Annotated in this window: 25 protein-coding genes; 7 read left to right on the top strand and 18 right to left on the bottom strand. The window is 59.0% G+C overall.

The features are described from left to right. From DW349_RS16155 to DW349_RS16095, 13 genes are all read right to left on the bottom strand, one after another. Complete coding sequence (locus DW349_RS16155) at positions 1 to 1,437, bottom strand: PP2C family protein-serine/threonine phosphatase (RefSeq protein ID WP_108124214.1); 1,437 nt, start codon at positions 1,435 to 1,437, stop codon at positions 1 to 3. Further along, complete coding sequence (locus DW349_RS16150; protein ID WP_157954230.1) at positions 1,434 to 2,861, bottom strand: class I SAM-dependent methyltransferase; 1,428 nt, start codon at positions 2,859 to 2,861, stop codon at positions 1,434 to 1,436. Before DW349_RS16150 ends, DW349_RS16155 begins: the two co-directional genes overlap by 4 nt. Continuing rightward, positions 2,861 to 3,232 carry a hypothetical protein gene (locus tag DW349_RS16145; protein WP_108124212.1) on the bottom strand — a complete coding sequence of 124 codons (372 nt, stop codon included), beginning with the start codon at positions 3,230 to 3,232 and terminating at the stop codon, positions 2,861 to 2,863. Before DW349_RS16145 ends, DW349_RS16150 begins: the two co-directional genes overlap by 1 nt. 5 nt (positions 3,233 to 3,237) lie before the next feature. Beyond that, positions 3,238 to 3,753, bottom strand: a complete 516-nt coding sequence (locus tag DW349_RS16140) for an ATP-binding protein (RefSeq protein ID WP_108124211.1) — start codon at positions 3,751 to 3,753, stop codon at positions 3,238 to 3,240. Then, positions 3,750 to 5,792, bottom strand: coding sequence for a putative bifunctional diguanylate cyclase/phosphodiesterase (locus DW349_RS16135; RefSeq protein ID WP_162824657.1), 2,043 nt, complete (start codon positions 5,790 to 5,792; stop codon positions 3,750 to 3,752). The genes DW349_RS16140 and DW349_RS16135 overlap by 4 nt, the downstream gene beginning before the upstream one ends. Positions 5,793 to 5,935: 143 nt before the next feature. Then, positions 5,936 to 6,889 (bottom strand): Gfo/Idh/MocA family oxidoreductase, encoded by a 954-nt coding sequence (locus DW349_RS16130; protein ID WP_108124209.1) that lies wholly within the window; start codon positions 6,887 to 6,889, stop codon positions 5,936 to 5,938. A 1-nt stretch (position 6,890) separates the two neighbouring features. Beyond that, positions 6,891 to 7,814, bottom strand: a complete 924-nt coding sequence (locus DW349_RS16125; protein ID WP_108124208.1) for an NAD(P)-dependent oxidoreductase — start codon at positions 7,812 to 7,814, stop codon at positions 6,891 to 6,893. Positions 7,815 to 7,829: 15 nt separating this feature from the next. Beyond that, positions 7,830 to 8,708 (bottom strand): amidohydrolase family protein, encoded by an 879-nt coding sequence (locus DW349_RS16120; protein ID WP_306418306.1) that lies wholly within the window; start codon positions 8,706 to 8,708, stop codon positions 7,830 to 7,832. Positions 8,709 to 8,777: 69 nt separating this feature from the next. Beyond that, entirely contained in the window at positions 8,778 to 9,824 is a 1,047-nt protein-coding gene (locus DW349_RS16115) for a 4-oxalomesaconate tautomerase (RefSeq protein WP_108124207.1), read from the bottom strand. After that, complete coding sequence (locus tag DW349_RS16110) at positions 9,817 to 10,488, bottom strand: 4-carboxy-4-hydroxy-2-oxoadipate aldolase/oxaloacetate decarboxylase (protein ID WP_108124206.1); 672 nt, start codon at positions 10,486 to 10,488, stop codon at positions 9,817 to 9,819. The genes DW349_RS16115 and DW349_RS16110 overlap by 8 nt, the downstream gene beginning before the upstream one ends. 134 nt (positions 10,489 to 10,622) lie before the next feature. Next, on the bottom strand, positions 10,623 to 11,909 hold the full coding sequence (locus DW349_RS16105) for a TRAP transporter large permease (RefSeq protein WP_108124205.1): 1,287 nt from the start codon (positions 11,907 to 11,909) through the stop codon (positions 10,623 to 10,625). Beyond that, positions 11,906 to 12,418: a TRAP transporter small permease gene (locus DW349_RS16100; RefSeq protein ID WP_108124204.1), complete on the bottom strand. Its 513-nt coding sequence runs from the start codon at positions 12,416 to 12,418 to the stop codon at positions 11,906 to 11,908. Before DW349_RS16100 ends, DW349_RS16105 begins: the two co-directional genes overlap by 4 nt. Positions 12,419 to 12,508: 90 nt before the next feature. Beyond that, positions 12,509 to 13,534, bottom strand: a complete 1,026-nt coding sequence (locus DW349_RS16095; protein ID WP_108124203.1) for a TRAP transporter substrate-binding protein — start codon at positions 13,532 to 13,534, stop codon at positions 12,509 to 12,511. Positions 13,535 to 13,879: 345 nt separating this feature from the next. On the opposite strand from DW349_RS16095, the gene DW349_RS16090 reads away from it, so the two are divergent. Further along, positions 13,880 to 15,145, top strand: a complete 1,266-nt coding sequence (locus DW349_RS16090; RefSeq protein ID WP_108124202.1) for a LysR family transcriptional regulator — start codon at positions 13,880 to 13,882, stop codon at positions 15,143 to 15,145. Here DW349_RS16090 and DW349_RS16085 read toward each other — a convergent pair. The 4 genes from DW349_RS16085 to DW349_RS16070 all read right to left on the bottom strand — a co-directional run bounded on the left by DW349_RS16085 (position 15,087) and on the right by DW349_RS16070 (position 19,419). Beyond that, complete coding sequence (locus DW349_RS16085; RefSeq protein ID WP_162824656.1) at positions 15,087 to 15,701, bottom strand: ATP-binding cassette domain-containing protein; 615 nt, start codon at positions 15,699 to 15,701, stop codon at positions 15,087 to 15,089. The genes DW349_RS16090 and DW349_RS16085 overlap by 59 nt on opposite strands. A 106-nt stretch (positions 15,702 to 15,807) precedes the next feature. Next, positions 15,808 to 16,698: an ATP-binding cassette domain-containing protein gene (locus DW349_RS16080; RefSeq protein WP_115667155.1), complete on the bottom strand. Its 891-nt coding sequence runs from the start codon at positions 16,696 to 16,698 to the stop codon at positions 15,808 to 15,810. Positions 16,699 to 16,919: 221 nt separating this feature from the next. Continuing rightward, a complete protein-coding gene (gene dgt / locus DW349_RS16075; RefSeq protein ID WP_198650402.1) occupies positions 16,920 to 18,470 on the bottom strand; it encodes a dGTPase in 1,551 nt (516 codons plus the stop codon). 16 nt (positions 18,471 to 18,486) lie between these two features. Next, complete coding sequence (locus tag DW349_RS16070) at positions 18,487 to 19,419, bottom strand: AEC family transporter (RefSeq protein WP_108124199.1); 933 nt, start codon at positions 19,417 to 19,419, stop codon at positions 18,487 to 18,489. A gap of 220 nt (positions 19,420 to 19,639) precedes the next feature. Between DW349_RS16070 and DW349_RS16065 the strand changes: the two genes are divergently transcribed. From DW349_RS16065 to DW349_RS16040, 6 genes are all read left to right on the top strand, one after another. After that, on the top strand, positions 19,640 to 20,647 hold the full coding sequence (locus DW349_RS16065; protein ID WP_232819268.1) for a DctP family TRAP transporter solute-binding subunit: 1,008 nt from the start codon (positions 19,640 to 19,642) through the stop codon (positions 20,645 to 20,647). Between the two features lie 84 nt (positions 20,648 to 20,731). Beyond that, a complete protein-coding gene (locus tag DW349_RS16060) occupies positions 20,732 to 21,223 on the top strand; it encodes a TRAP transporter small permease (protein ID WP_108124197.1) in 492 nt (163 codons plus the stop codon). Next, positions 21,220 to 22,488 (top strand): TRAP transporter large permease, encoded by a 1,269-nt coding sequence (locus DW349_RS16055; RefSeq protein ID WP_108124196.1) that lies wholly within the window; start codon positions 21,220 to 21,222, stop codon positions 22,486 to 22,488. Before DW349_RS16060 ends, DW349_RS16055 begins: the two co-directional genes overlap by 4 nt. 17 nt (positions 22,489 to 22,505) lie before the next feature. Then, positions 22,506 to 23,177 (top strand): GntR family transcriptional regulator, encoded by a 672-nt coding sequence (locus tag DW349_RS16050; protein ID WP_108124195.1) that lies wholly within the window; start codon positions 22,506 to 22,508, stop codon positions 23,175 to 23,177. A gap of 1 nt (position 23,178) precedes the next feature. Beyond that, positions 23,179 to 25,029 carry a bifunctional sugar phosphate isomerase/epimerase/4-hydroxyphenylpyruvate dioxygenase family protein gene (locus DW349_RS16045; protein ID WP_108124194.1) on the top strand — a complete coding sequence of 617 codons (1,851 nt, stop codon included), beginning with the start codon at positions 23,179 to 23,181 and terminating at the stop codon, positions 25,027 to 25,029. Continuing rightward, positions 25,026 to 25,904 (top strand): shikimate dehydrogenase family protein, encoded by an 879-nt coding sequence (locus tag DW349_RS16040; protein ID WP_232819267.1) that lies wholly within the window; start codon positions 25,026 to 25,028, stop codon positions 25,902 to 25,904. The genes DW349_RS16045 and DW349_RS16040 overlap by 4 nt, the downstream gene beginning before the upstream one ends. Here DW349_RS16040 and DW349_RS16035 read toward each other — a convergent pair. Beyond that, the gene (locus DW349_RS16035; RefSeq protein ID WP_157954228.1) at positions 25,895 to 26,566 is read right to left on the bottom strand and encodes a DUF3299 domain-containing protein; all 672 of its coding nucleotides are present in this window, start codon (positions 26,564 to 26,566) and stop codon (positions 25,895 to 25,897) included. The two genes, DW349_RS16040 and DW349_RS16035, sit on opposite strands and share 10 nt — an antisense overlap. Positions 26,567 to 26,643: the final 77 nt, after the last annotated feature.

Below are 26,643 nucleotides of genomic sequence, written 5' to 3'. Positions count from 1 at the left end.
TCAAGCCTTCTGTGAAGAGGGGACGGAAGAAAGCGGGGCTTTGCTGCCCTGGCTGGCGGGGTGTAGGCCATCTTTGTCGATGCAGCGGCGCACCACCAAAGCGGTCATGTCGTCGTCTTGCTGCTGCTGATAGGCTTTGACGCCATCAAGCAGGGTACGGGTGATGTCTTCCGGGTCGCCAGCGACGCCTTGGCGGAACAAGCGCTCCAGATTCTGCTGGCCGAACATATCGCCGTGTTCTTCGCCCGCTTCAGTCAGGCCGTCGGTGAACAGCAGCAGGGTGTCGCCGGGTTCAATCGTCAGCGTCAGTGAATCAATCAGGCCGCGCAGATCGTCGGTGATGCCCAGCCAGGTGCCGGTGGTCGGCTGAATTTCCAGGGTATTGCTGGCGTAGCGATGCACCAGGATGTCCTGGTGATGACCGGCAATTTCGATGATTTCGTCGCCCAGTTTGAGAATCGTCATCGTCATGTAGTGATCCGAACCCAAACGGCCGACGTTTTCGCGCAGAGCGGCGTTGATGGTTTCCAGCGCTCGCACCGGCGAGCAATCCGGTTCGGATTTGAGCAGCGTCATCAAACTGGTCTGCACCATCATCATGATCAGGCCGGCATTCAGGCCGTGACCGGCGACGTCCCCGATGGCGACATAGCGCGCACCGGTTTCGGTTTCGAACACTTCGTAATAATCGCCACCGACTTCCTGTGCCGGTTCCATCAAAGCGGCGATGTCATAACCGGTGAGATTCAAGCGGCGCGGCAGCAGCGACATCTGAATGCGTTGCGCCAGTTCCATTTCTCCCCATAACGAATCCCGCGCTTCTTTCAGTTTGATCAACAGCGAGAATTCGTTGGCGATCAGCCGATGGCGCAATTCGTTGATCGACACCGCCAGAATGCCGCTGCTGCACAGGAAGAACAGGTTGTTCACCAGCAAACGGAAGTCGTACGGCTGCGGATGCGCCAGGTTTAAACCCAGATACATGCCGATGATGATCAAGGTGTTCAAACCGGTGTGTTTACCGCGCCAGGGCAACAACAGGTTGACGCCGATAATCACCAGAATCAGACCGACGTAATAACCGTCATCAAAACCGCCCAGGTGAACGGTCATCAAGGCGATAAAACCGCCAATCTGGAAGGATGCGAAATAGCCGTGGAAATACGACATCGGACCGGGTTTGGTCCGACTGAGAATAACGAATTGCAGCAGAATCAGAGCGGTTGATAAACCGCGGTACAGCGCAAACAGAGGAATTAACTCGTGCGGCAATAAAATAACATCGAGCACGAAAAATAACGGGACCAGGCCCGTTGCCAAAAAGGCCACGGTGCGTAACCAACCGTGCACCAGTTCGGTTTGGTAGGCATCAAAGTCGGTATGCTTGACGGCGTCGTCGACGTTTGCGCCGTGTTTTTGTTCTGTTACTCGGCTCAAGATTCCCGTTTCCGTATGCGTAGCATCATTTGGACACCGGTATCGTCAAACTCGATCCAGGTCTCGGCGCCCTTGAGACCCTCTGCCAGCGCCGTGAAGCTTTCTTCGGTGCGGTAGATGATCGGCCAATCCAGCCAGTAATCCATATAGTAGCGACTTGGATTACATTCGTGAAAGTTTCCGATCGCCATTTCACCACCGGGCAGCAATAAAGCATAGAGTTTTCGTAACACTGCACTGGCTACGGGTGGCGTCAAATAGTCGAATAACCCCATCGAATAAATAAAATGGAAGTCACCCCAGCGTTCTTTCAGTTCGCGTGTCGATAACAGTGTCCGTACCGACTCACGAATAAAATCGACCGACAGCTTACCATCGAGTTGCGCCTCGATCGATTCCACGGTTTTGCCGGCTTCGTACAGCGCTGCCGGGTCCTGATCGAGCAAGGATGCATGTATGCGTTCGACGTCTTGCGGATCGACGTACATGTCTGCCAATTCACGCGCCGGACCACAGGCCACCGAGAGGAATTTGAACGGCGCTTCCACCGATGCCGGCCAACGCGCCAGTTGGGTTCGAATCAATTGCGGAATGATTTCCCGACGATTGCGTACCGCCTGCGCACCCGGCGCCGAGACCGGATGTTTGTGCAATAACTTGCCGAACGTGGAATCGCCTTCGTAGGTGTTGCGATAGCACATCGCCATCATTTCAGAATCGCCGATGTAACCACGCGGCTTCAGATTAGTGCGCGCAATAAACGGCGCCGTTAATAAATCGCCCCAGATGAGTTTGCGCAGATAGTAACCGTGGTGGCTGTGTTGTTCGCCGTCGAATCCGGCGATCAGGCTTTCCAGACGTTGAATGTGTTCGTCGATGCAGGCGTGCAGTTGTGGCCCGAGGCTGGCCAGGATGCCGGCCTGAATGCGTTCAGCCACTTCCGGCGGTTCGCCGGCGTATTCTTCGTCCAGACGATCGAACAGATTGTGATAAATGCTCAGGTCGTAGGCGATGTCGGCGACGTGTTCGCGAAACGCCGGGTCGATGTTGTCTTTGTAACTCAGCACCAACGGTAAATTGCGAGCGGTGTTGTCGAGTACGTCGACGCGGCCATCAAACAGCAGCTTTTTAAAGTCGTGAATGTTTTCCAAAGCGACCAGCCGGAAATCCGCCTGATCGTGCGCCGGTGGCAGAATTTCGCAACGGCCGGTCTCGATGGTCAGGGTTTCGGCATTCAGCGTCAGATGGTCATAAACGCCAACGGGATTTTCCGCAGGCGCGTCGACAAACCGCAACCAAAGTGAGTATTGCGAGGCGTAACGCAGAGTGACGTCGTAGGACTGGTCGCCGCGCACCAAGCGTCCGTTCAGACTGGTGCGCTGTTCGTTGTCCACGCTCTGATTGTCCGCTTGCGGCGTTGTCATTAAGCCGAACCCCCGTCGATCAAAATGCGTTCGTCCGGCGTCTTGAAAATGGTCATGGCGGAGAACGAAATGGTTTGCCATTTTTGCTGACGGTCGTAGCAAATGGTCAATGCCTGAGTGCCCAGACGGGCTTTCTCCAACACCTTGATGACCGGCGCGAACGACGAGGAATTCATGTAAGTGACCTGACGGAAATCGAGCATCAAACGTAACTGGCTTTCCGCCGCTTCTTCCATGGCTTTGGCGAAAATCGGCATCAACGTATCGTTGGCGTCGCGAATGATGCACTTGCCGATCATTTCCAACCGCAGGGTTCCATTGTCGGTAATGCGGGAAATTTTCAGAGTGCCATCGTCAAATACTGCGTCCATAGAACTCATTGTGGAACCTCCGGTTGGCGGTTGAGCGGAGCGCGATTCAGCGGCGCTTGGGCCGAGACGCTCAACCGGTCGTTATCATCCAGAATAAAATCGATATTGGCGCGGCCTTCGTAAGCGATGCGAACCAGGCCCAGGCAACTGCGTGCCATGTTCAATGGTTCACGGGAAATTTCCCGAATACGCTCTAGGTACGCCTGATAGGGGTCTTGAACGCCCCGTATCCATTGCAAGGTGCGATCAAGCTCAGCCAGATGCGGCCGGTTGTGTCGACTGATGGAGTTGTCGACCTGAATGCTGATTTCCGCCTCGGAGATGGCGACTTTGACGTCGATGGTTTCACCTTCGCTGCCGTACTTGATGCTGTTTTCCAGCAGTTCGCAGATGACCATGGTGTAGGTGTCGATGGCGGGGTCGGGCAGATCGGTCTGACGCAAAAACGCTTGCGTCTGATCATTGATGCGCGCGATTTCGTGCCAATCCGGCTGGATGCTGAAAGTCAGTACTTCGTTCATAACGGCGTGATTCCCTCGGGATCGACGAGCATGGTGTCACGAGCAGCCAGCGCGGGTACAACACTGGCCGTTTCCGGCCGACAAAAATAATAACCCTGGATAAAACGGCAGCCGTGTTTTGCCAATTGATCGAGCTGTTCTCGACGCTCGACACCTTCGGCCACAACGGCCAGACCAATGGCATCCGCCATCGTCATAATAGAGCCAACGATGGCGGAGGTCACCGGGTCTGCGGCCACATCGTCCACGAAGCTTTTATCGATCTTTAATCGATCCACTGGCAAATGTTTCAAATACGACAGAGAAGCGTATTTCGTACCGAAGTCGTCGATCGAAACGGTAATGCCAAGTTCGCGCAAACGGTGCAAATGCCCGATGACATCTTCACGGCCTTCTATCCAGACGGCCTCGCTCAGTTCCAAGTCCAATCCATCGGCCGGGTAGCCGGTTTCCTTAAGAATGTTCTGCACGCGCTGCACGAATTGCGTATCGCGCAGTTGCTGGGCAGAAACGTTGACGCTCAGCCGGCCAAAGGCGATGCCTTGCCGACGCCAGGCTGCACCCTGGGCACAAGCAGAACGCAATACGTGTTCACCGAGTGGCCGGATCAGCCCGGACTCTTCGGCGATGTCGATAAAGTAACCCGGGCCGAGCAATCCCTCGGACGGAGAATCCCAGCGTGCCAGCACTTCCAGGCCGGTGAGTCGGCCGCTGTTTAAATCGACAATGCCTTGGTAGCGATTGACGATTTCGCCGTCTTCAATGGCGCGGCGCAGTTTGGCCTGTCGGGTCAGCCGCTCGCCCAGGTGTTCGACCAGGCTTTCGGACACGCGCTGGTAACCGTTTTTGCCATTGGCTTTGGCGGCGTACATGGCGCTGTCGAGCAGGCGCAGTAATTTTTCGCTGCTCTGGCCGCGTCGATAATCGCTGATGCCGATGCTGGCGGTGAGAAAGAATTCCTGATCTTCGAGTGTCACCGGCTCGGCGATGCGCGCGAGAATTTGTTCGGCGATCAGGTCGGCGCTGTCGAGTTGATCGAGATGACGCAGCAGCAACAAGAATTCGTCGCCGCCCATGCGTGCCACCGTATCGCTTTCACGCACGCAGGCTTCGATGCGTCGCGCGACGATGCGCAGCATTTCATCGCCGGAGCGATGGCCGAGGTGGTCGTTGACCAGTTTGAAGCCGTCGAGATCGATCAGCATTAGACCGATGCATTCGCCGCTGCGATCGGCCGACGACATCGCCTGCGCCAGCCGGTCGTCAAACAGACGCCGGTTCGACAGGCCGGTTAACTGGTCGTAGTGCGCCATGCGAAACAGTTGTTCTTCGGCTTCTTTCTGGCGGGTGACATCGGTCAGAACGGCGATGTACTGGCTGAGGTTGCCGTCGTCGCTGCGCACTTCGGTGATCGACAGCCATTGGGCATACCGGCTGCCGTCCGGACGCTGGCTCCACAGTTCGCCCTGCCAGCTGCCTTTGGCGAGCAGCGACTGACTCAGCGACGCCATGAATTCGCGGGTTTCGTCCATGTCAGCATGAAAGGTGGCGGTTTCGCCGAGCACGTCACCGGGCGCATAGCCGGTGATTTCGCTGTAGGCCGGATTGACGTCGATGACGCGCATATCCGGGTCCATGATCAAAATGCCTTCGAGGGCCGATTCGAATACCCGGGCATTGAGCTCAATTTTTTCTTCGATTTGCTTGCGGGAGGTAATGTCGATGCCGATGACGCTGATTTGGCGCGAGGCGGGTAACGGCAGGAATAACAAAGCGGTGCTGACCATACCGGAGGAGAGCGTCGCCTCCTGCGTTTCGCCGCTGTTGAGTGCGTCGAGTGCCTTGCTCAACCAGGGTTCGGGCAATTGGTCACCCGGATTCACGCCCCACTGGTGTTGCACCAGCCAGCTACCGGCGTTTGCCTCAAGCAAGGTGCCGTCGGCATCGACCAATAATACCGGGCAAGGGTTGTCCTGGGCGTCCTGAACGAGGCTGAGGGGACTGTCGTGCAGTCGCTTGGCGCCTCTCGGTGTGTCCATGCCCGTCCTCCAAACCAAGCCATCCAGAAGCCGGTTCAACATCATCTGTTGCTAATAAAAAGTAGCAGAGCTTCACAAAACCGACAACGAACAAAGGTCGAAGTAGGGTGACTTTGGCTGGCTAAGCCAGCCAAGACATTGAATCAGCGTTGTTGAATCAGCAGTTGTTCCATTTGGTGCAGACTTTCCATCGCCGGCAGGCACTGAGCCACGCTGGAATTGGGTTCGCGACCGTCGCGAATGGCGTTGATGAATTCGCGATCCTGCAATTCGATGCCGTTCATCGATACATCTACGTTGGAAACGTCGATCGGGTTTTCTTTGCCATCAACCAGATCGTCGTAACGCGCAATGTAGGTGCCATTGTCGCAGATATAGCGGAAGAAAGTGCCAAACGGACCGTCGTTGTTGAACGACAGCGACAAGGTGCACAGCGCGCCAGACGGCACTTTCATGCCGATGCTCATGTCCATGGCGATGCCCAGCTCCGGGTGCATCGGGCCTTCCATCGCCTGAACGTGAGAGGCTTTTTCGCCGGTCTGGTACTGAAACAGATCGACCGTGTGGCACGCGTGGTGCCACAGCAGGTGGTCGGTCCAGGAACGCGGCTTGCCCAGGGCGTTCTTGTTGGAGCGACGGAAGAAATAGGTTTGCACATCCATTTGCTGAATCTTCAGCTCACCGGCTTTGATCTTGTTGTGGATCCACTGGTGGCTGGGGTTGAAGCGGCGGGTGTGGCCGGCCATCGCAACCAGGCCGGTTTCCTGCTGCACTTTAACCAGTCCGCGCGCGTCTTCGATGTTGTCGGCCATGGGGATTTCCACCATGACGTGTTTGCCGGCTTTCAGGCATTGAATCGCCTGACTGGCGTGCACCTGGGTTGGCGTCGCCAGGATGACGGCATCGAGAGCGTCGTCTTTCAGCGCATCGGCGAGGTCGGTGTGGTAATTGGCAAAGCCGCGTTCTTTAGCGAATTCGGCGATGCCGTCGGCGTCGCGGCCGACAACGGAGTGCACTACCACGCCATCGATGGCGGCCAGGGCATCCAGATGTTTCATGCCAAAGGCACCGGCGGCACCGGCTACACAGATTTTCATATCAATCCTCCGTCAGGGGTTTGAGGTTTAAAGCAGCAATCAGGGCGTCGGCGGTGAGGCGATAATCCTCATGCGCGGCCGAGGCCAGCTGTAATTCGCCCAAGCGGCGTTGCCATTGGGCGGTTCGTTCGGATAACGGCTGTGCCATGCCCAGTTCCGTTAAAAACAGGCTGACTTCCGTCATTTCAGCGGCGCGACGTTCGCCGTGTTGCAGCATGCGCTCCAGGTTGTAGGCGCTGCGGTCGGCCCAGTCCGCACTGTTGTGAGAGCCGCCGTGAGTGGCGTTCAGCGACGCCAGAACGTCGTCATCGACACCCGCCAGGCGGCCCGCGAGCACGCATTCGGCGGTCAACGCTTCCAGACCTTTGACCATGATCGAGCGCACCATCTTCACCGACGAAGCGCGCCCCACTGGCCCGACTTGTTCGCGAGCGTTCATGTCCAGCGCCTGCAACGTATCCAAAGCGGCGGCAGCGTGGTCGCCACTGACCAAGAGCGGCGTGCGATGGCGGCTGGGCAATACCGGCGCCATCACCGCAACGTCGACATAGCGCCCACCGGCCTGTTCAACCAACCGCGCCGAACGTTGCTTGGTTTGCGGCGCGCAGGAATTGGCGTCCAGAAATAAGGCACCGGGTTTCAGCAGCGGCGCAGCGGCTTCGGCGGCCGCATGCGCCTGATCGGCGGTGACCAGCGACCAGACCAGATCGGCGTTGTTGATTGCCTCGGCCAGAGCGTCGCAAGCGATCACATTCTGCGCCTGGCAGCGCGCTGCCAGCGCCTCGCGAACCGCTGCGTCGGCGCTGTTCGCTTTCAGATCAAAGGCCGTCAGGCGTGAGACTAAGCGTCGCGACACACCACTGCTGAAGGCTTCGGCGGCTTCGCCGAAACCAATAAACGCCAGTTGGAATGCGTGTTGGCTCATGCCCGTCGGCCTCGCTCAGCGCGCCCAGTACAGCCGCATCGGGTTGTCGATCAGCAGCTTCTGGCGCGCGTCTTCGGTGGTGGCGATGCGCGGAATCACATCGACCAGCAGGCCGTCGTCCGGCACGTGCGATTTCATGTTCGGGTGCGGCCAGTCGGTGCCCCACAACACGCGATCCGGGAACCGCTCGACCAGGGTACGGGCAAACGGCACCACGTCGTCGTAAGGCGGGCCATCGATGGTCAGGCGTTCCGGGCAGCTGACTTTGGTCCAGATGTTGGGGTTGTCTTCGAGCAGTTTGATGAACGATTGAAAACCGGCGCCATCCAGGCCTTCGCCGACATCCGGACGGCCCATGTGGTCAACGACGATGGTGCAGTCAAACTGCGCCAGCAGTGGTTTCAGACCTTCCAGATCCGGTGCTTCGAAATAAACCACAATGTGCCAGCCGAGCGGTTTGATCTTCTCGTAGATGGTCAGGAAGTCTTCCCACGGTGTGGTGTCGACCAGACGTTTGACGAAGTTGAAACGCACCGCGCGCACGCCAGCGGCGTCCATGGTTTTCAGTTCGTCGATGGTGACGTCTTTGCCAACGAAGGCGACGCCGCGAGCCAGGTCGCCTGCGGTGTGCAGTGCATCGACCAGCGCATCGTTGTTTTTGCCGTGGCAGGACGCCTGCACGATGACGTTACGGCTGAAACCCAGATGGTCGCGCAGCGCGAACAACTGGTCTTTACCGGCGTCGCACGGCGTGTATTTGCGTTCCGGCGCGTACGGGAATTGCGCTTCCGGGCCAAAGACGTGGCAGTGCGCATCGACCGCGCCCGCGGGCGGTTGGTAGTCGGGCTTTTTCGGGTTGGGATGAAACGGCAAATAGCCTTCACTCATCGGCATCGGTTGGTCTCCAGGCCGGTTCACGTCCGGCGTGTGTTTCAGTCATTGACCACACGGATGTTGCGCCCTTCAGGCGAACACCGTGCCGTCCATCAATTTGCGGGCGGTGCGCAACATGGCTGCGCTTTCGACGTCGCCGTTGGCGTCGCGTTTTAACACCACCGTGGTTTCGCCACTGGGGTGCTCAATCGCCATTTCATCGCCACTGATCTGCGCCACTTCGTGCGCCACCGAGCCTTCAATGGCGCAGGCGGTTGCCACCGACACCGCGCCCAGAACGCCAATGGAGGCGTGGCAGCGATGCGGAATAAAGGTGCGGGTGGAGATGACGCCGCCGTGCGTCGGCGCGCTGACCAGACTCATTTTCGGCACCGTCTTGTCTTTCACGTCACCCAGATTCATCAGATAACCGGCTTGCAGGCGAATCTTTTCCAGTCGCGCTTTCAGCTCTTCGTTGGCGTCCATTTCCTCGCGGCTTTCGGTGCCGCTGATGCCGAAATCGCGCGCGCGCAACAGCACCGTTGGCATGCCGTTGTCGATGCAGGTAACGCGGGTGCCTTCGATGGTGTCGTAAGCGTTGCCAGTCGGCAGCAGAGCGCCGCAACTGGAGCCGGCGGTGTCTTTGAAGGTGATCAGCACTGGCGCCGCTGTGCCGGGCACGCCGTCGATGCGGGCGTCGCCAGCGTAGGTGACGTCGCCGCCGGGCGTCTGGATGTCGGCCACCGCAATCTGGCCGGTATTCGCCATAAAGATGCGCACCGGAGTGACATCGCCGGTTGCCTTCACCAGGCCGCGTTCAATCGCGAACGGACCGACACCGGCAAGCATATTGCCGCAGTTTTGGGAGTCGCTAACGATGGCTTCGTCGATCAGCACGTAGAGGAACAAATACTCGACGTCGACATCCGGTTTGTCGGACTTGCTGACCACGGCCACTTTTGAGGTCAAGGGGTCGGCACCGCCCATGCCATCAATCTGGCGGGCGTCGGGCGAACCCATGATCTTCAACAGAAAGGCATCGCGCTCGGCGGTGTCGGTTGGCAGGTCGTCCGCAAGGAAAAACCCGCCTTTGGAGCTGCCGCCGCGCATCCACATGCAAGGCGCCGACTTAGACATATTTCAGCCCTTTTTCTTTCAGGCGCGGACGCATGTCGTAAATATCCAGGCCCAGTTCGCCAGCGGCCAGACGTTTGCGTTTCTCTTCTTCCTTCGCCATGCGATCGCGCGATTTTTGCAGCACTTCGGCGGCTTCCTCGCGGCGCACGACACAAACGCCATCGTCGTCAGCGACGATCACATCGCCTGGATTAATCAGCTCGCCGGCGCAGACGATGGGCACGTTGACCGAACCCAGAGTCTCTTTGACGGTGCCCTGCGCGAAAATCGCTTTCGACCAGACCGGGAAATCCATCTCGGTCAGGTCTTTGGTGTCGCGCACGCCGGCGTCGATGATCAAACCAATACCACCGCGCGCCTGCATGGAGGTCGCCAGCAAATCGCCGAAATAACCGGCGTTGGACGGTGACGTGGGCGCCAGCACCAGGATGTCACCGGCGTGCACCTGCTCGATGGCGACGTGCACCATCCAGTTGTCGGCCGGCGGTGCCGAGATGGTGACCGCCGATGCCGCCAGCATCTTGCCTTTGAAAATCGGCCGCATGTAATCGGCCAGCAGACCTTTGCGACCCTGGGCTTCATGGACGGTCGCTACGCCGCATTCGGCCAGGCCATCGATGATGCTCTGGTCAGCGCGCTCGATGTTTTGAACGACAACACTCATCTGCAATGCTCCTCTGTTGAGTTCACCGCGGTCGGAAGGGAGTGGGAATCACCCGGCCGCCGGGCGAAAAAAGCCGGCCTGAACCGGCTCGAACACTTCTAGCGTGGGCCAAGGCGGCAGCCTCGGCCCGGACGTTAAATCAATGCCAAGGCCAACACCGGGAAGGCGATCAGCAATGCCAGCCGAACCACGTCCGACAGCACAAAGGGCACGACCCCTTTGAAGATTTCCGTGATGCGCACGTCTTCAGACACCGACTTGATGACGAAAACGTTCATGCCGATTGGCGGTGTGATCAGACCAAGCTCCACAGTGATTACGGTCACGATGCCGAACCAGATCGGGTCGAAGCCGGCCTGCATGGCCAGCGGGTAAACGATGGGGACCGTCAGCAGCAACATGGCAATCGAATCCATCACCATGCCCAGCACCACGTACAGCGCCAGGATGCTCAGCAGCACCATGAACGGTGACAGTTCCAGGTGAGTGACGATTTCGATCAGCGTCTGCGAAATGCGCGATACCTGCAGGAAATAACCGAACACTTCGGCGCCGATGACCATGAAGAAAATCATCGTCGACATGATCAGCGTTTCCTGAATGGCATCGACGAAATCTTTCCAGGTCATGCCCCGGAACAAGGCGATGGCGAGCGCACCGGCCGCGCCAACAGAGGCCGCTTCGGTCGGCGTGAAAATACCGCCGTAAATACCGCCGATGATCAGCGCGAAGATGGCGCCGAACGGAATCAGACCTTTCAGACCGGCCAGTTTTTCGCGCAAGTTGGTGGCGTCACCCGGCGTTGCCAGTTGCGGTTTCAGAGCCACGGTGATGGCAATCGCCACCATGTACAGCGCCAGGCCGAGCAAGCCCGGAATGATGCCGGCGATGAACATGTCACCGACCGATTGCTCGGTCATCAATCCGTACAGCAACAGCGCCAGCGACGGCGGAATCATGATGCCGAGCGTACCGCCGGCGGCCAGTGTGCCGGTCGCCAGTGACGCGGCGTAGCCGTTCTTTTTCATTTCCGGCAACGCGACTTTCGACATTGAAGCGGCGGTCGCCAGTGACGAACCGGAGATGGCGGAAAACACCCCGCATGAGGTCACCGCCGCCAGCGCCATGCCGCCGCGCCAAGCGCCAAATAATGTTTTGGCGCCGTGGAATAATTCCGCCGACATGCGCGCTTTCGACGCAAACACACCCATCAGAATAAACATCGGAATGGGGCTGAAATCGTAAGACGACAGCGTTTCGAAGGCGCCGTTTTCCAAAATGGAAATAGCCGGGCGAAAGGCGATGATCCAGCCAAAGCCAACGAAGCCGGTTACCGCCATAGCCAGAGCAATGGGCATGCGCAGCGCGATCAGGCCAAACATGCCGGCGACACAGAGGAAGCCGATAATTTCGGAACTCATGACTCCCTCCTGTCGGTCATAAAGAATTCTTCATAGGTCAGTGCCAGACCGCGCAGGCCGAGCATCAACATACCGACCGATGCCAGGTAATAAATGAACTGCATCGGGATCAACAAATCTTGTGAGGTTTCGCCGTTCATGGCAGCGGTGCTGGCGGACTTGAACAACAGCCAGACCATCAACAAACCAAAGACGCCAAACAGCAGGGTGTAGAGACCTTTGAGCCGCTCTTTCAGCCATTCCGGCAGGTTGTCGGTGAACAGATCGACCACCACCTGAGCGCGCGGCAAGGTGTAGGGCATGCAATACGCCATGGACAGCAACATGCCCCAGCGCACCAGTTCAAAACTGCCGGTAAATGTCAGGTCCAGCCGACCACCGGTGATGCCAAAAAGCGTTCGCAGCAGAATTTCTGCCAGCACGACCGTCATGGTCGCAATCAGTAGCACGCCAGCGACCAAATTCAGGCCATAGGCGGACTTTCTTATCCAGTCAATCAGGGTTCGCACAGGAGTTCTCCGGTCAGCACGAATGGACGATGGTAAAGGGGCGGCCGAAGCCGCCCCTGGCACCGTCAGGCCGGTTTAGAGGGCATTGCCTTAGAGGGCACAGTCGCCATTGGCCAGTTCCAGAGCGCGCTGGTAAGTCACACGCGCCGGCAGACCACGAGCTTCGAGGTCGTCCAGGTAGGCTTTACGACCGGCTTCGATGGCCGGAGCCCAAGCCGGGTTGTCGGTGCCACCTTCGATCTGGATGATTTCGTCACCCATTTCGACCGCTTGTGCACGACCGCGAACGTCCAGAGCGTCGAACAGTTTGCCGGCTTTATCCGACCAATCCATGCCAGACACGGCATCGATCACAGCTTTGTTTTCAGCCGACAGGCTGTTGTAAACGTCTTTGTTCATGGTGACGACGAACGACAGGGTGTACAGACCACCGATCTCAGTGTGGCTGTCAGCCAGTTCGTTCAGACGGAACGACAAGGCGCCTTCCCACGGCAGAGCTACGCCATCAATCACGCCACGCTGCATGGAGGTATAAGACTCCGGCGCGGCCATGCCGACCGGCTGGGCACCCAGCTCGCTCAGGATGTTGGCAACCACAGTGGTCGGACGACGAATGCGCAGACCTTCCAGATCGCTCGGCTCACGAATGGATGTGCCTTTAACGTGGAAACCGCCCGGTCCATGTGTAAACAGAAACAGCGGGTGGGTGTCTTTATATTCATCGGCGATCAAACCTTCGTCGAGCAGGCTCTGCACGACACAAGCGCCTTGCTCGCCGCTGGAAACCACGCCCGGCAGCTCAACAACCTGAGTCAGCGGGAAACGGTTAGCGGTGTAACCCTGAACGGTAGCGGTGACGTCCATAATGCGATTGGTCACTGCATCGTACTGAGCCGGCGGAGCGGCCAGAGCGCCGCCTGGGTAGACTTCAACTTCAATACGACCGTTGGATTGCTCTTCCACGGTATCCGCCCAAACCTGCATCAGTTCCACGTGTGGACCGGCCACAGAAGGCCACAGGTGGCCGACACGCAAGGTGACGTCGGCCGCTTGAGCTGAAACAGCGGATACGGCCACCAGGCCGATGAGGGTGGTGTGCTTAACAAACTTCAGCATTGTCAGTTACCTCATTGTTCTTGTTATAGGAGCAAGCTCCTACTTAGCTTCGAATGCGCCGTAAACGTTAAGACGGCTGCGACAGTCAATCGGTTCGGTTGACCTCTGTCCTTGATGTCAAAAAAAGCGTCCGATCCGGATCAGGCCAACGCAGTCATAACTTCGTCCTTCGTTGCCGACGCCTGCAGTTCCGATTCTTCAGTATTGTCGAAGGCAAGGCAATCAGCCATTTAGTTTTCCTTTAGAAGGTATTAATTTCTGTTATAAATTCAGTTTTTGTACAGTTTTGGGGCGCGGCTGAGAGGCCCATTATTAAAAGGCTAGGTTTTAAATAGAGGCGTTCATATGCCGGATCATTTGCCCAATCTGCGCCATTTGAGGGCTTTCAGTGAAGTGGCAACTAGCGGCAGTGTCAGCGCGGCGGCCAACCAGATATTTCTGTCGCAATCGGCGGTGACGCAGGCCATCGGGAAGCTGGAGTCCAGTCTGGGAACGACGCTGTTTCTGCGTCGCCATAACGGCATGTTTCTGACCGACGCCGGCGAATTGTTTGCCACTCGGGTGAACCGCTGCATGGCGTTTTTGCGCACCGGCACGCGTGATGCCGTGCGCATCGGCGAGCGTCGCGACGACGCCGAACGCAACACCGGCCATCAACCCTACACGCTCATCAGTAATGCGCATTTACGCGCTTTATTGGCTTTGCAAAACGCCACCAGCTATTCCATCGCTGCGCGCCAGATTGGTATTTCGCAGCCGGCGTTGTACCGCGCTGCTGGCGAATTGGAAGCCTTGCTCAACACCTGGCTGTTCGAGAAAACCAGCGTTGGTATCAGCCTGACGCGGGCGGCATTGCGATTGGCGCGGGCGGCGCGGCTGGCAATGAAAGAAGTCGACCAGGGCATCGACGAATTGCGCGAACTCGAAGGCGCCGACGCCGGTACGATTCAGATCGGCTGTATGCCACTGGCGCGAACCTACGTGGTGCCGGCCACCATTAACCAGATGGCGCAGTTCAAACCGGACGTCAACGTTGGCGTTATCGAAGGCGCTTACGACGATTTGCTCGGCCGCCTGCTGCACGGCGAACTAGACATGCTGATCGGCGCGCTGCGCGACCCGACGCCAAGCCCGGATATCCGCCAGGAACAACTGTTCATCACCTCCATTTCCGTGGTGGCTCGCTCCGGCCATCCGCTGGTGCAGCGTACGCAACTCACGCTTGATGATCTGCACGGTTACGGCTGGGTGGTGCCGCGGCCGGGCACACCGGCGCGAGGTTTGTTCGATCAGGTGGTGACGCGGCTTGACCCGTCGGTGTTGCGCGGCGTTGTCGAGTGCAGTTCGCAGATTGTGATCCGCGAACTGCTCACCGATTCCGACCGCCTGACGTTTATTTCCTCGCATCAGGTGCAACACGAAATCGAAGAGGGCATTTTGACGGTGCTCGATACCCAACTGCCGGTCACCGAACGGCCGATCGGCATCACCACCCGCACCGACTGGCGGCCGACGCCGACGCAGCAACTGTTTTTGTCGATGCTGCGCGAACTCAGCCGACCGCTGGCGAACCCAACACCAGACGATGATCAAGTCGCAGCGCTGCTATGAAATCGGCGTCGTGCGACACCACCAGCAAGGTGCCGCCGTAGTCGGCCAGTGCCCGTTCCAGCAGCAAGCGCGAATCCAGATCCAGATGGTTGTCCGGTTCGTCGAGCAGCAACAAATCCGGCGGCTGTGGCGCTGAAGTCACCGCCAGCAACGCCACTTTCAAGCGTTCACCACCGCTCAGTTGGCCGACCGGCCGCAAAGCATCGTCGCGACGCAAACGCAGCCCGGCCAGGCGCGTGCGCAATTCGCTTTCGCTGCGTTGCGGGTGCAACCGGCGCAGGTTGTCGGTCGCCGACTGCGCCGGGTCGAGCAGCGAAAAATGCTGATCGAGATAACACACCGAACCGTGCACCTGGCACTCGCCGCCCGCCTCTTTTTCCTGGCCGGCGATGATTTTCAGCAGCGTCGATTTGCCGCTGCCGTTGCGCCCGGCCAGATGCCAACGCTCACCGCCATGCACCGTCAGCGAAATCGGTTCGCTTGCGCCAAACGGCAGTTGCAGCTCGCTCAACAGCAAACGGATGCGACCGTCGGCACGCTGGTTACCGAGCGTCACGCGTTGCGGTTGAATGCGTTCTACCTCGGCTTTGGCATCGTCCAGTTGCTGGTCGAGTTGATCGCGGCGTTCACTTTGGCGGCGTTTGAGTGCACCCAGACCGGCCTCAGCCCGGTTCTTGCGCGCATCGAGTAACAGCGTGCTCTGGCTGCCGGCCTTTGCGCTGTTGCTCGCCCTGGCGACGGCGTTGCGCAGCCTTTTGCAGTTCTGCCTGTTGCGCGCGTTGCAGTTGTTTTTGCTCGGCAGCCAGACGTTCGGCCCGCGCTTCGGCGGCTTGCTGGGCGAGATCGCGTTGTTGCTGGTAGTGATCGACGTTGCCGCCGAATTCGGTCAGGCCTTGTGGGCTCAGTTCCAGAATGCGCGACACCCGGCGCAGCAAGCTGCGGTCGTGGCTGACGATCAGCGCGCCGCCGGGATGCTGCGCCAGCGCGTCCATCAGCCAGGTGCGACCATCGGCGTCGAGGTGGTTGGTCGGTTCGTCGAGCAGCAAATAATGGTCCGGATGCAGCAACAGTCGGCACAGCGCCAGCCGCGTGCGTTCGCCGCCACTGAGTTGCTCGATCGGCGCGTCGAGCGACTGGCTCAAGCCGGCGCGGTCGAGCACGGCCTGCCACTGCGCCGGCTTGAGCCAGCGGTCGGCAAGGCGATCCAGATCGTCCGGGCTGCCTTTGCCAGCGTCGACACGAGCGAAGGTGTCGAACAATTCACTGACGCCAAGCGCATCGGCCAGGCGCGGGCCGTCGAGGCGATCCAACTGATCGAGCCATTGAATCGGTACCGACCAATGCACGCGGCCGGAAGTAGGCGCTCGCACACCGGCCAATACCGACATCAATACCGATTTGCCCTGGCCGTTGCGGCCGACCAAGCCGGTCAGACCAGGCTGGAAACTCGCCGATAAATCGGCAAACAGCGGTTCGCCATCGAAGCTCAACGTCAGTTGATGAAGGTGACCGAGTACGGTCGCGTTTGTTGTAGAAGTCGTTTGAGTAGGCATCAGCGTTTCCTGTCAAAAGCGACAGATCGCGAGCCAACGCAACAGGGGAACTTTGGAAAAAGTCCGAACTAAGAAAGGCGACGCCAACGCGACCTGTCATCACACACCACCGGTTAAAAACCGGACGAGAGCGGGAATGAGCAGGCTTAGTTCATGGGCGTCTGGGCCTCGGTGAGTCAAAACACGCGCGCAGCCTAGCACAGCCATAGGCGCGGCACGAATCAGATCACCGATAGAGTCTGGTATTCCTCCAGCGCGAACTGATCGGTCATACCGCTGACCATGTCCTGCAACAGTCGGCAGCGGCAGTAGGCTTCCCAGAGTTCAGCTTCGGTTTGCGGCTGTTGGCGCAACTGGTGATACGCCTTTACGTGTTTGTTGGGCAGGCGTTTGAACAGCAGGGCTTCGACCAGCAGGCCCTTGCGGTCGCCGTTGCACAGCCGGTCGAAATCGGCCATCGGCAATGTCAGCAGCGGCCGGTAATGGTCGAGCAGGCCGTTGATGATGGTGTAGCCCTGCAACTCCAGCGTCTCGACTTCCGGCACCGAGAAAATCGACCGCGCCGCCACCGTTTTGAAGGTTTCGATCACGGCATGGCATGGCGAATCGTCTTCCAGCAACGCCCGGTTCAGCGTGCCGTGATACACCGCCTCGATGTTGTCGACAAACGCTTGCGCCGCGTGCTGCACCAGCGGATGAATCAGTTGCACGCGCAGCCACAGAAAGAACTCGTGATCCTTGTTCAGATCTTCGGCTTCGGCGCGTTGCAGCGCGAAATTAATCAGCGACAGAAACGAGCGATCTTTGCCGTAGGAATCTTTAAAGGCAGTAAACGGCTGGTCGATGGGTAAGTGCTCGGTGAAGGCTTCGAGCAATTGGTCGGCGACCTGACGAAAACTGAGAATGCCTTTATCAACGCCGTCTTCGATGTCGGCCAGGCAGTAGGCGATGTCGTCGGCCGCTTCCATCAGATACGCCAGCGGATAGCGATGTCCCGGTTCCAGATTCAGCGCACGCTGCATCTGTTCAACGTACGGCTGTTCCGACAGGTAATAGCCCGGCTTCTTCTTCAGGTACGACAGCGGATTGTCCAGCTCCGGTCGTTCATCGCTGGCGCGGCGGGTGTATTTCAAAATGCAGGCGGCCTGGCTGTAAGTCAGGTTCAGCTTGAGCAGGTTGCTGACCAGCCGGATCGCCTGGGCGTTGCCTTCGAACGAACTCAACTCGGTGATCAGCGCGCCGGCGTGTTCGGCATCGATTGCAAAAATGGGCACTTGATTGAGATTGCGCGCGAACCAGTTGGAGATGGCGGCTTCACCAAAATGGCCGAACGGCGGGTTGCCGATGTCGTGCATCAGGCAAGCCATTTCGGTCAGGCTTTCCAGCGCCCGTTCCAGGCCGGCGAGGCCGTACTTTTCAGCGTCGGCACCGAGGCGATCAAACACAGTGCGCACCAGAAAACGGCCGTTTTGCTGCACTTCCAGCGAATGCGTTAACCGCGACCGGACCGCCGCGTTGCGCTCGAGCGGGAACACCTGGGTTTTCTGCTGCAAGCGCCGCACCGCCGCCGATTGAATGATGCGGCCCCGGTCGCTTTCCAGCGCGCTTTCGAACGAACGAATGCCTTTGGTGCGCACGCCCTGGGCGTCGATGCCCGATTCACCTTTGCGGTTGTAGGGGCGTTCCAGGGACAGTTTGTCGCGAAAATCGACCATGACGGTACGGCCTCTCAATCCTTTATCCGGCCGTTCATCGGCCCAGCGAGCCGCCACGATACCCAAGCCTTCGTCAGAACAGCAACCACAGCACCACGGTCAGCGAGAAAAACGAGCCCAGCGTCGCCACCACCAGCGTGGCCGCGTAGCGGCTGGCGTCGAGGTAATGTCCGGCCAGGACCGGGTAGATCGACAGCATCGGCATTGCCGCCGCCAGAATGGCGATGGTCTGCAATTGCGCATCAAACGGCGGCAGCCACCACACCACCAGCGCCACCAAGGCCGGGTGCAATACCAGTTTCGCCAGCGTGATAAAGGCGATGGCGCGGCGGTCGCCTTTGATCTGAGTGCCGACCAGCGAACCGCCGATCACAAACAGCGCCACCCCAGCCGCCGCGTGCGACAGAAATTCCAGACTGCGGTCGATAACACCCGGCAGCGTCCAGCCGGTCAGCCCAAACAACAGGCCGGCGAGAATGCCGAGCAGAATCGGTTGGGTGAACAGGCGGCGCACAAAGTTGACCAGCACCTGGCGAGTCGAGCCGCCTTCGGCGATGGCGCGGTTCAGTTCCAGCAGCATCAGCGTCAGCGGCATGATCAGCAGATTTTCCACCAGCAACGTCATGGTGAAGGCCGCCGCCGGCAATGTGCCAAACACCTGCAACAGCACCGGATAACCAATAAAGGCTGAGTTGCAGATGGCGCTGCCCAACGCATTCAACGTCGCCGCCGGCGTCTGGCTGCCAAACAGCCGGCTGATGGCGAAGATCAGCCCGAACGCCAGTAACGAACCGCCGCCGTAGGCGATCAGATAGAGAGGATCGAGCACCTGACGAATCGGCGTGTGCGCCAGCGTCGAGAAAATCAGTGCCGGTAAACAGAAGTAGAGAACGAAGCGTCCCATGCCCGGAACAGCGCTTTTCGGCAGCAGCTCGGTTTTGACTGCCGCAAAGCCAATGGCAATAACAATGAAGATCGGGCTGATGATGGGTAACACAGCAAACATGGTGGCTCCACGGCAGCGGCACAGTGGTGAATTCGCCGCCGCAGGCAGGCGGCAGCGCGTCGCAGTCTAGCGTAACGCTTTGTTAAAAACAGGCACGCCAAGGGGAAATTAAAAATATCCCTCATTTTTAAAAATGAGGAATGTTATTGAACTGAGTGGCAAAACTGTCTAGCGTTCGCCTCGCGAAATGACGAATCCATACAATAAGAGGACAACAACAATGACCCGCATTTCCGCTCAAGCCGCCGTTGCGGCCATTGCACTGACGGCCGTTGCCTCGGCCTCCGCTCAAACGCTGCGTTTTGCTCACGTTGACCCTGCTGACTGGACATCGTCCAAAAAAGGCGCGGCCAGTCTGGTGTTCAAAAACCTGGTGGAAGCCGAAACCGATCTGACCGTCGAGCTGTACCCGGCCGGTTCACTCGGTGGTGAAACCGAACTGATTGAAGGCGCCCAGGATGGCAGCATCAGCATCGCCATGGTCTCTGGCGCCTACGCCAACTTCTGCCCGGCCGCCTCGGTCACCGACATTCCCTACACCTTCCCGAACGCGCCGTTGGCCTGGGAAGTGATGGACGGCGAATTCGGTACAGCGCTGGCCGCACACTGCCTGGAAGAAACCGGCCTGCGTACGCTGGCGTATGGCGAAACCGGCTTCCGCAACTTCACCAACTCGGTGCGTCCGATCGCCGAACCGGCCGATATGTCCGGTCTGAAATTCCGTGTCCAGACCATTCCGCTGTACCTGGAAATGGTGCGTGGCCTGGGCGCCGAGCCGCAGGGCATTGCCTGGGGTGAAGTGCCGACGGCGCTGGCGACCGGTGTGGTCGACGGCCAGGAAAACCCGATCTCGGTGATCTACGCCAATAACTTCTTCGAGTTCCAGAAATACCTGACGCTCGACCGCCACGTTTATGGCGTTGACCACATTCTGATCAACGAAGAACTGTTCCAATCGCTGAGTGCTGAAGAACGCGCGGCCGTTCAGCGCGCTGCCATTGTTGCCGGCACCACCGGCCGGGCGATTCAGCAATTCGGCTCTGCCGAAGGCATCGCCAAACTGGCCGCCGAAGGCATGACCATCACTCAGCCGAGCGCCGCGCAGATGGAGAAATTCCGCGCGGCGGCACAGCCGGCGGTACAGGCCTATCTGCGCGAGCAGTTGGGCAGCGACGCGGTCTGGATCGATCGTCTGGCCGATGCGGTTGACGCCGCTCAGGCCAATTGATTGCTTGACGCTGTCCGGGCCGCTTGCCATGCACGGCGGCCCTTGTCTTACTGCCTGCTCGTTATTGCCTGGAATGTCTGACTCATGTTGACCGTTTTATCTGCCGTGCGGCGCTGGCTGATGCGCATCAATGCGTTCGGCGCCGGCCTGATGATGCTGGTGGTGTTCGGCATCGTTTTCGCCAACGCCACCTGGCGCTACAGCGCCGGTAAATCCATTGTTTGGGGTGAAGACGTCGCCGTCTTCGCGATGATTTTCGGCATCATGTTCGGCATGGCGCTGGCGTATTTGCAGGACGGTCACGTCCGTTTCCAATTTGCCACCAGTCTGGTGCCCAAACGCTGGCACAAAGGCCATCGTGTGTTGATTGACGTTTTGGTGTTGGCCGTCGGTATCGGCCTCGCCTGGTCGGCGTTTGAATTTATGTCCAGTCGCGGCGGGCGTTTGTCGCCCAGTACCGGCATTCCGATGGGCGTGTTTCAGTCGGCGGTGTTGATGGGCGGCGTCTTGCTGTCGCTGTCGGCACTGACCATGGGGCTGTGGCGCTTTGTTGAGCAGAAGGCGGTGACGGAATGACTTACGCCATCCTGATTCTGACGCTGTTGCTCGGCGTGCCGTTCGCGTTCGCCATTCTGGCGGCGCTGATGTATCTGATGCTGACCGGGGATTTTCCGTATCACATTCGCATCGTTGCCCAGCAAACGTTTGCGGGCCTGAATTCTTTTCCGTTGCTGGCCGTGCCGCTGTTTATTCTGGCGGGCGAGCTGATGAACGAAGCCGGCATTACCCGGCGCATTATTGATCTGGCGAACGCTTTGGTCGGCCGGATGAAAGCCGGTCTGGCGCAGGTGAATATCTGGGCGTCGGTGATTTTCGCCGGGCTTTCCGGTTCGGCCATTGCCGATACTTCAACACTCGGTCGCGTCTTTATTCCGTCGATGGAAAAAGAAGGTTATCCGCGTGCGTTTGCGGCGGCGTTAACTGCTGCCTCGTCGGTCATCGGCCCGATCATTCCGCCCAGTATTCCGATCATTATTTATGCGCTGACGGTGACCGGCGTATCGGTGCCGGGCCTGTTTATGGCGGGCATTGTGCCGGGCTTGTTGCTGGCGCTGGGGTTGTCGATTTACGTCTGGCTGTTCGCTGGCAAAATCGGCGCGAGCACCAGTTTGCAAACCGGCTCGCGTCGCAAGGCGGTGTTGAGCGGTCTGGTGCCCGTGTTTATGCCGGTGTTTGTCGTTGGCTCGATTCTGGCGGGGTTGGTGACACCAACCGAAGCGGCATCGTTCGCCGTGGTCTACGCGCTGATTGTCGGCGTGGTGTTTTACCGCTCGATTGCGATCAGCACTTTGCCGCGTATTTTCTCGCGCGCCATGCGCGACAGCGCCGTGATCATGATCATTATGGGCGCGGTTTCCGCCGCCAACTGGGTGCTCACCTTTAACCGCGTGCCCAACCTGATTACCGAATGGGCGCTGGCGACGGTCGATGCGCAATGGACCTTCCTGCTGGCAGTCATGTTGTTGCTGCTGGTGGTTGGTCTGTTTTTGGAAGGCATCGCCGCCATTCTGGTGTTGGTGCCGATTCTGCATCCGATTGCCGTTGGCCTGGGCATCGATCCGTTGCACTTTGCCATCGTCGTGGTGTTCAACCTGATGATTGGTTTGATCACGCCGCCGTTAGGCCTCTGTTTGTTTGTATCCGACGCCATCGCCCGCACCGGCATGGCCGCCATCATTCGCCATTTATGGCCGATGTTGCTGGTCGAAATTCTGGTGTTAATGGTGATTGTGTTTGTGCCCGATCTGGTCACTTTCCTGCCGCGTCTGGCGGGCTATTAAGTGTGAGGAATACCGAGATGACCGAACTGACTTTGCACATCGACGAAGATTTGCCGCTCTACGAGCAACTGCGCAACGCGCTGATTTACGGCAGCTACGAGCCGGGTCAGAAATTGAAAATCGATTTGTTGAAACGCGACTTTTCCGCCGGCCAGAACGCCATCCGCGAAGCCTTGGTGCGGCTGAGTGTCGAAGGTCTGGTGATCGCCGAAGATCAGAAAGGGTTTCGCGTCGCGCCCGCCGGTCTGGATGAACTGAAAGACCTGGCCTACATGCGTAATTTGCTTGAAGCCGAAGCCGTCGGCCGCTCGATTGACGTCGGCGATCTGGAATGGGAAGGCCGGGTTGCCGCCGCCATGCGCAAGCTGAACCGCACCGAAGAAGCGCTGTTGAACAACGATGCCAGCGTCGAACTCTGGACGCGCTACGACCAGGAATTTCACCTGGCATTGATGAGCGCCTGCGGCTCCAAACTGATGATCCGCACCTACCAGGATTTGTTCATCAAATACCGCCAGTACGTGGTGCGCGAACTGAAAACTCAGGGGTTTCGTGGCCGCGAAATCATCGCCGAACATCTGGCGATTGGCGAAGCTGCTTTGGCGCGCGACAAAGCAAAATGTCTGGCGTTGCTGAGCGATCACGCCAACACCTATCTGAACCGTCAGTTGAAGCAGGAGCGGCACTGAGATGTTTCCGTCCATTGCCACCGTCTGCCTCAGCGGTGCCTTGCCGGAAAAACTCGACGCCATCGCCCGCGCCGGTTTTGAGGGCGTGGAACTGTTCGAGAACGATTTAACGGCTTTCGATGGCAGCGCCCGGGAAGTCGGCGAACTGATTCGCGAGCGCGGCCTGAAACTGGTCACGCTGCAACCGTTCCGCGACTTCGAAGGCCTGGCAGGCGACGACCGCCGCCGCGCTTTCGACCGCGCCGAACGCAAGTTCGATTTAATGGAAGAACTCGGCACCGACTTGCTGATGGCCTGCAGCTCGGTGCACCCGCGCGCCTTGCCGGGCATCGCCCGCGCAGCGGACGATTACCGCGAACTCGGTGAACGCGCCGCCAAACGCGGCCTGCGCGTCGCCTTCGAAGCACTCGCCTGGGGCCGACACATTCACGATTACCGCGACAGTTGGGAAGTGGTGCGTCGCGCCGATCATCCGGCGGTCGGTCTGGTGCTCGATACCTTTCACATTTTCTCGCGCGGCACCGAACTGGGCACCTTGGCCGGCATTCCCGGCGACCGGATTTTTCTGGTGCAAACCGCCGACGCGCCACGGCTGTCGATGGACCATCTGAGTTGGAGCCGTCATTACCGCTGTTTCCCCGGCCAGGGCGAATTGCAGATGCGCGATTTTATGGCGGCGCTGGCCGAAACCCGTTACGACGGCCCGCTGTCGCACGAAATTTTCAACGACGTGTTCCGCACCGGCCGCAGCCGCCAGACCGCGCGCGACGGCCTGCATTCGTATCGTCTGCTGGAAACCATGGCCGGCAAAACCGAGGTGCCGGACGAGCAGCCGATCAGCGCGGTCGAATTCATCGAAATCGTCACCACCGACGACAAGATCGATGGCCTGCGCGACACCTGCCGCGCGCTCGGTTTGGAACCGCTGGGCAAGCATCCGACCAAAGCGGCCGAACGTTGGGGCGTCGAAGGCGTCAATCTGGTACTGAACACCGAACGCGATTTCGCCGAGCGTTTTCACGGTGGCCGTCAGACCGCCGCCGGCGCCTTCGGCCTGCGCATCAACAACAGCTACGAAACCATTCAGCGCGCGCGTCAGTTGGGCTATCCGTTGATTGAACCGGGGAAGACCACCAGCCACGGTATGACGGCGCTCGACAGCACCGAGGGTTCGCTGGCTTATCTGGTCGATGCGCCGCTGGCGAGCCGCATCTGGGACACCGAATTCAGCCTAAGCGCGCAAGCACCGCAAGCCGGTTTGCTGACCGGGTTCGACCATCTGAGTTTGTCGTTGTCGTACCACGATTATCTGTCGTTGCTGTTGCAATACCGGGCGCTGTTTCAACTGGCGACCACGGCCTCGTTCGATGTCGCCGACCCGCGCGGTTTGATTCAGTCGCAAGTGCTGCACAGCGCCGGCGGCGATTTCCGACTGGCGATCAACGCCAGCGCTTCGCCCGATACCACCAGCAATAAGTTCCTGCGCAAGCAAGGCGGTTCCGGTGTGCAACACATAGCGCTCGCCAGTCGCGACATCATCGCCAGCGCCGAACGCTTGCAGGCGGCCAAGCTGCCGCTGCTGGACATTCCCGATAACTATTACCGTGATCTGCAGGCGCGTTTTGATCTCGACGACGACACCCTGGCCGATCTGCAACGGCTGAACATTCTCTACGACGAGGACGATGGCGGCCGCTACTGGCAGCTCTACACCCAGCCGATTCACGACACCTTCTTTTTTGAAATCGTCCAGCGCGACGGCTACCTCGGGCTGGGTGCGCCCAACGCCTATGTCCGGGTGGCGGCTCAGCGCCGCGCCGAGCGCGCATCCATGAATGAGGAACTGCAATGAGTCTGACGTTGGGACTGATTGGAGAAGGCATCGGCCAATCCAAATCACCCGATTTGCACCAGCGGCTGGGCCGGCTGGTGGGCATCGACACGAGCTATCAATTGATCGATGCACTGGAACAACCGAACTTTGATTTTGTGACCACCGTGCAACGGGTGCGCGATGCCGGTTATCGCGGCGTTAACGTCACCTTTCCGTTCAAAGAAGCAGCGTTGCGCCTAGCAGACCGCGCCGGCGAAGGCGCGCAACGCGTCGGTTCGGCCAATACGCTGTTGTTTGAAAACGGCGGCATTCGCGCCGAGAACACCGACTACACCGGCTTTGTCAGCGCATACCGATACAACTTTGGCGAGCGCCCGGTTGGCCGGGTATTGCTGGTTGGGGCCGGCGGCGTCGGCCGGGCGGTGGCGTGCGGTCTGGGTGAATTGGGCGTGAAGGAATTGCTGATTGTTGAGCGCGACGCCGAACGCGGCGAAGCCTTGGCGGCACATTTAATAGGTTTGGGCATTGTCGCTCGTTTCGTCAGCGCAGCGGAAGGACAGGCTGCGCTGACGCTTTGTTCCGGCCTGGTCAACTGCACGCCGGTGGGTCACCGCAATCATCCGGGCTGTCCGGTTGACCCGGCGCCGTTGCGGGCCGACCACTGGGTGTTCGATGCGGTCTACATTCCGGCGCACACCGAATTGCTGAAAGCGGCAAAATTGGCGGGTTCGGCGGTGCTCAGCGGGGTCGATTTGTTCGCCTTCCAGGGCATCGATGCGTATCGCTTTTTCAGCGAAGGTCAGGTCGATTCGGCCCTGCTGGCCGAAGCCTCACAAGGCATACGCGACCACTACTACCAGCAGTTAGTGCTGGCCGAGGCGAATCACTCGTAAGGACGAATGTGCGCCGCTTCGAACCGATAACCAGCGGTGCCGATGTCGGTTTCAGTCTTGGCAACGGTGAGCGTGCCTTCGGCCCAGTAGGGTTCGAACAGGTTGTCGAACGGCACGCCTTCATCGAGCACCACGTGCACAATCTGGTTCGCTGGCGGCGGCGGCGTGTGAATGCAGGCACCGTAATACGGTACCAGGAAGAATTCGCTCACTAAGTCGCCGGCGTTTTCCAGTGGCACCAGAAAGCCCGGCAGACGGGTGTCCTGACCGTTCAGCTCGGTCACCATTGGCACTTTTGACATGGCGTCCTGCAAGTCGGCAAACAGCCGCTGGGCGTCGGGGTCGCTGTCGTCCATGGATTGGATGTTGTAACTGCTTAAATCGATTTGATCGCGAATGGTCTGGAAGTCGAAATCCGGCGGCAGCAGGTCGTCCCAGGTCAGTTCCCGGTAGGCCAGATCTTCAGCATTGAGCACGGGCTCGATGGTTTCGGTGGGTTCCAACTCCGATTCGTCCGCAGTAAGTTGCGATACCGTGGTGCCAACCGCCGGTTCGTTGGCCTGGGCTTTGATGCTGGCTGAAACCGAGTCGTCGGAGGATTTGCAGCCGCTGAGCAGGGCTGCGCTGAGTGCCAGAACGGTGAAGGGAAAACGATGCAACATAAGGAGCAACCCGCCAAGAAATTCAGGCGTTACCATATAACATTTGGCGTGGGCTGCAAGCGCTCAGCCCCGCCTGG

Origin of the sequence: Saccharospirillum mangrovi, from assembly GCF_003367315.1 — a bacterium.
Classification (GTDB): domain Bacteria; phylum Pseudomonadota; class Gammaproteobacteria; order Pseudomonadales; family Natronospirillaceae; genus Saccharospirillum; species Saccharospirillum mangrovi.
The sequence above is the reverse complement of the archived record's forward strand: the minus strand, read 5'-3'. Positions and strand labels throughout refer to the sequence as shown.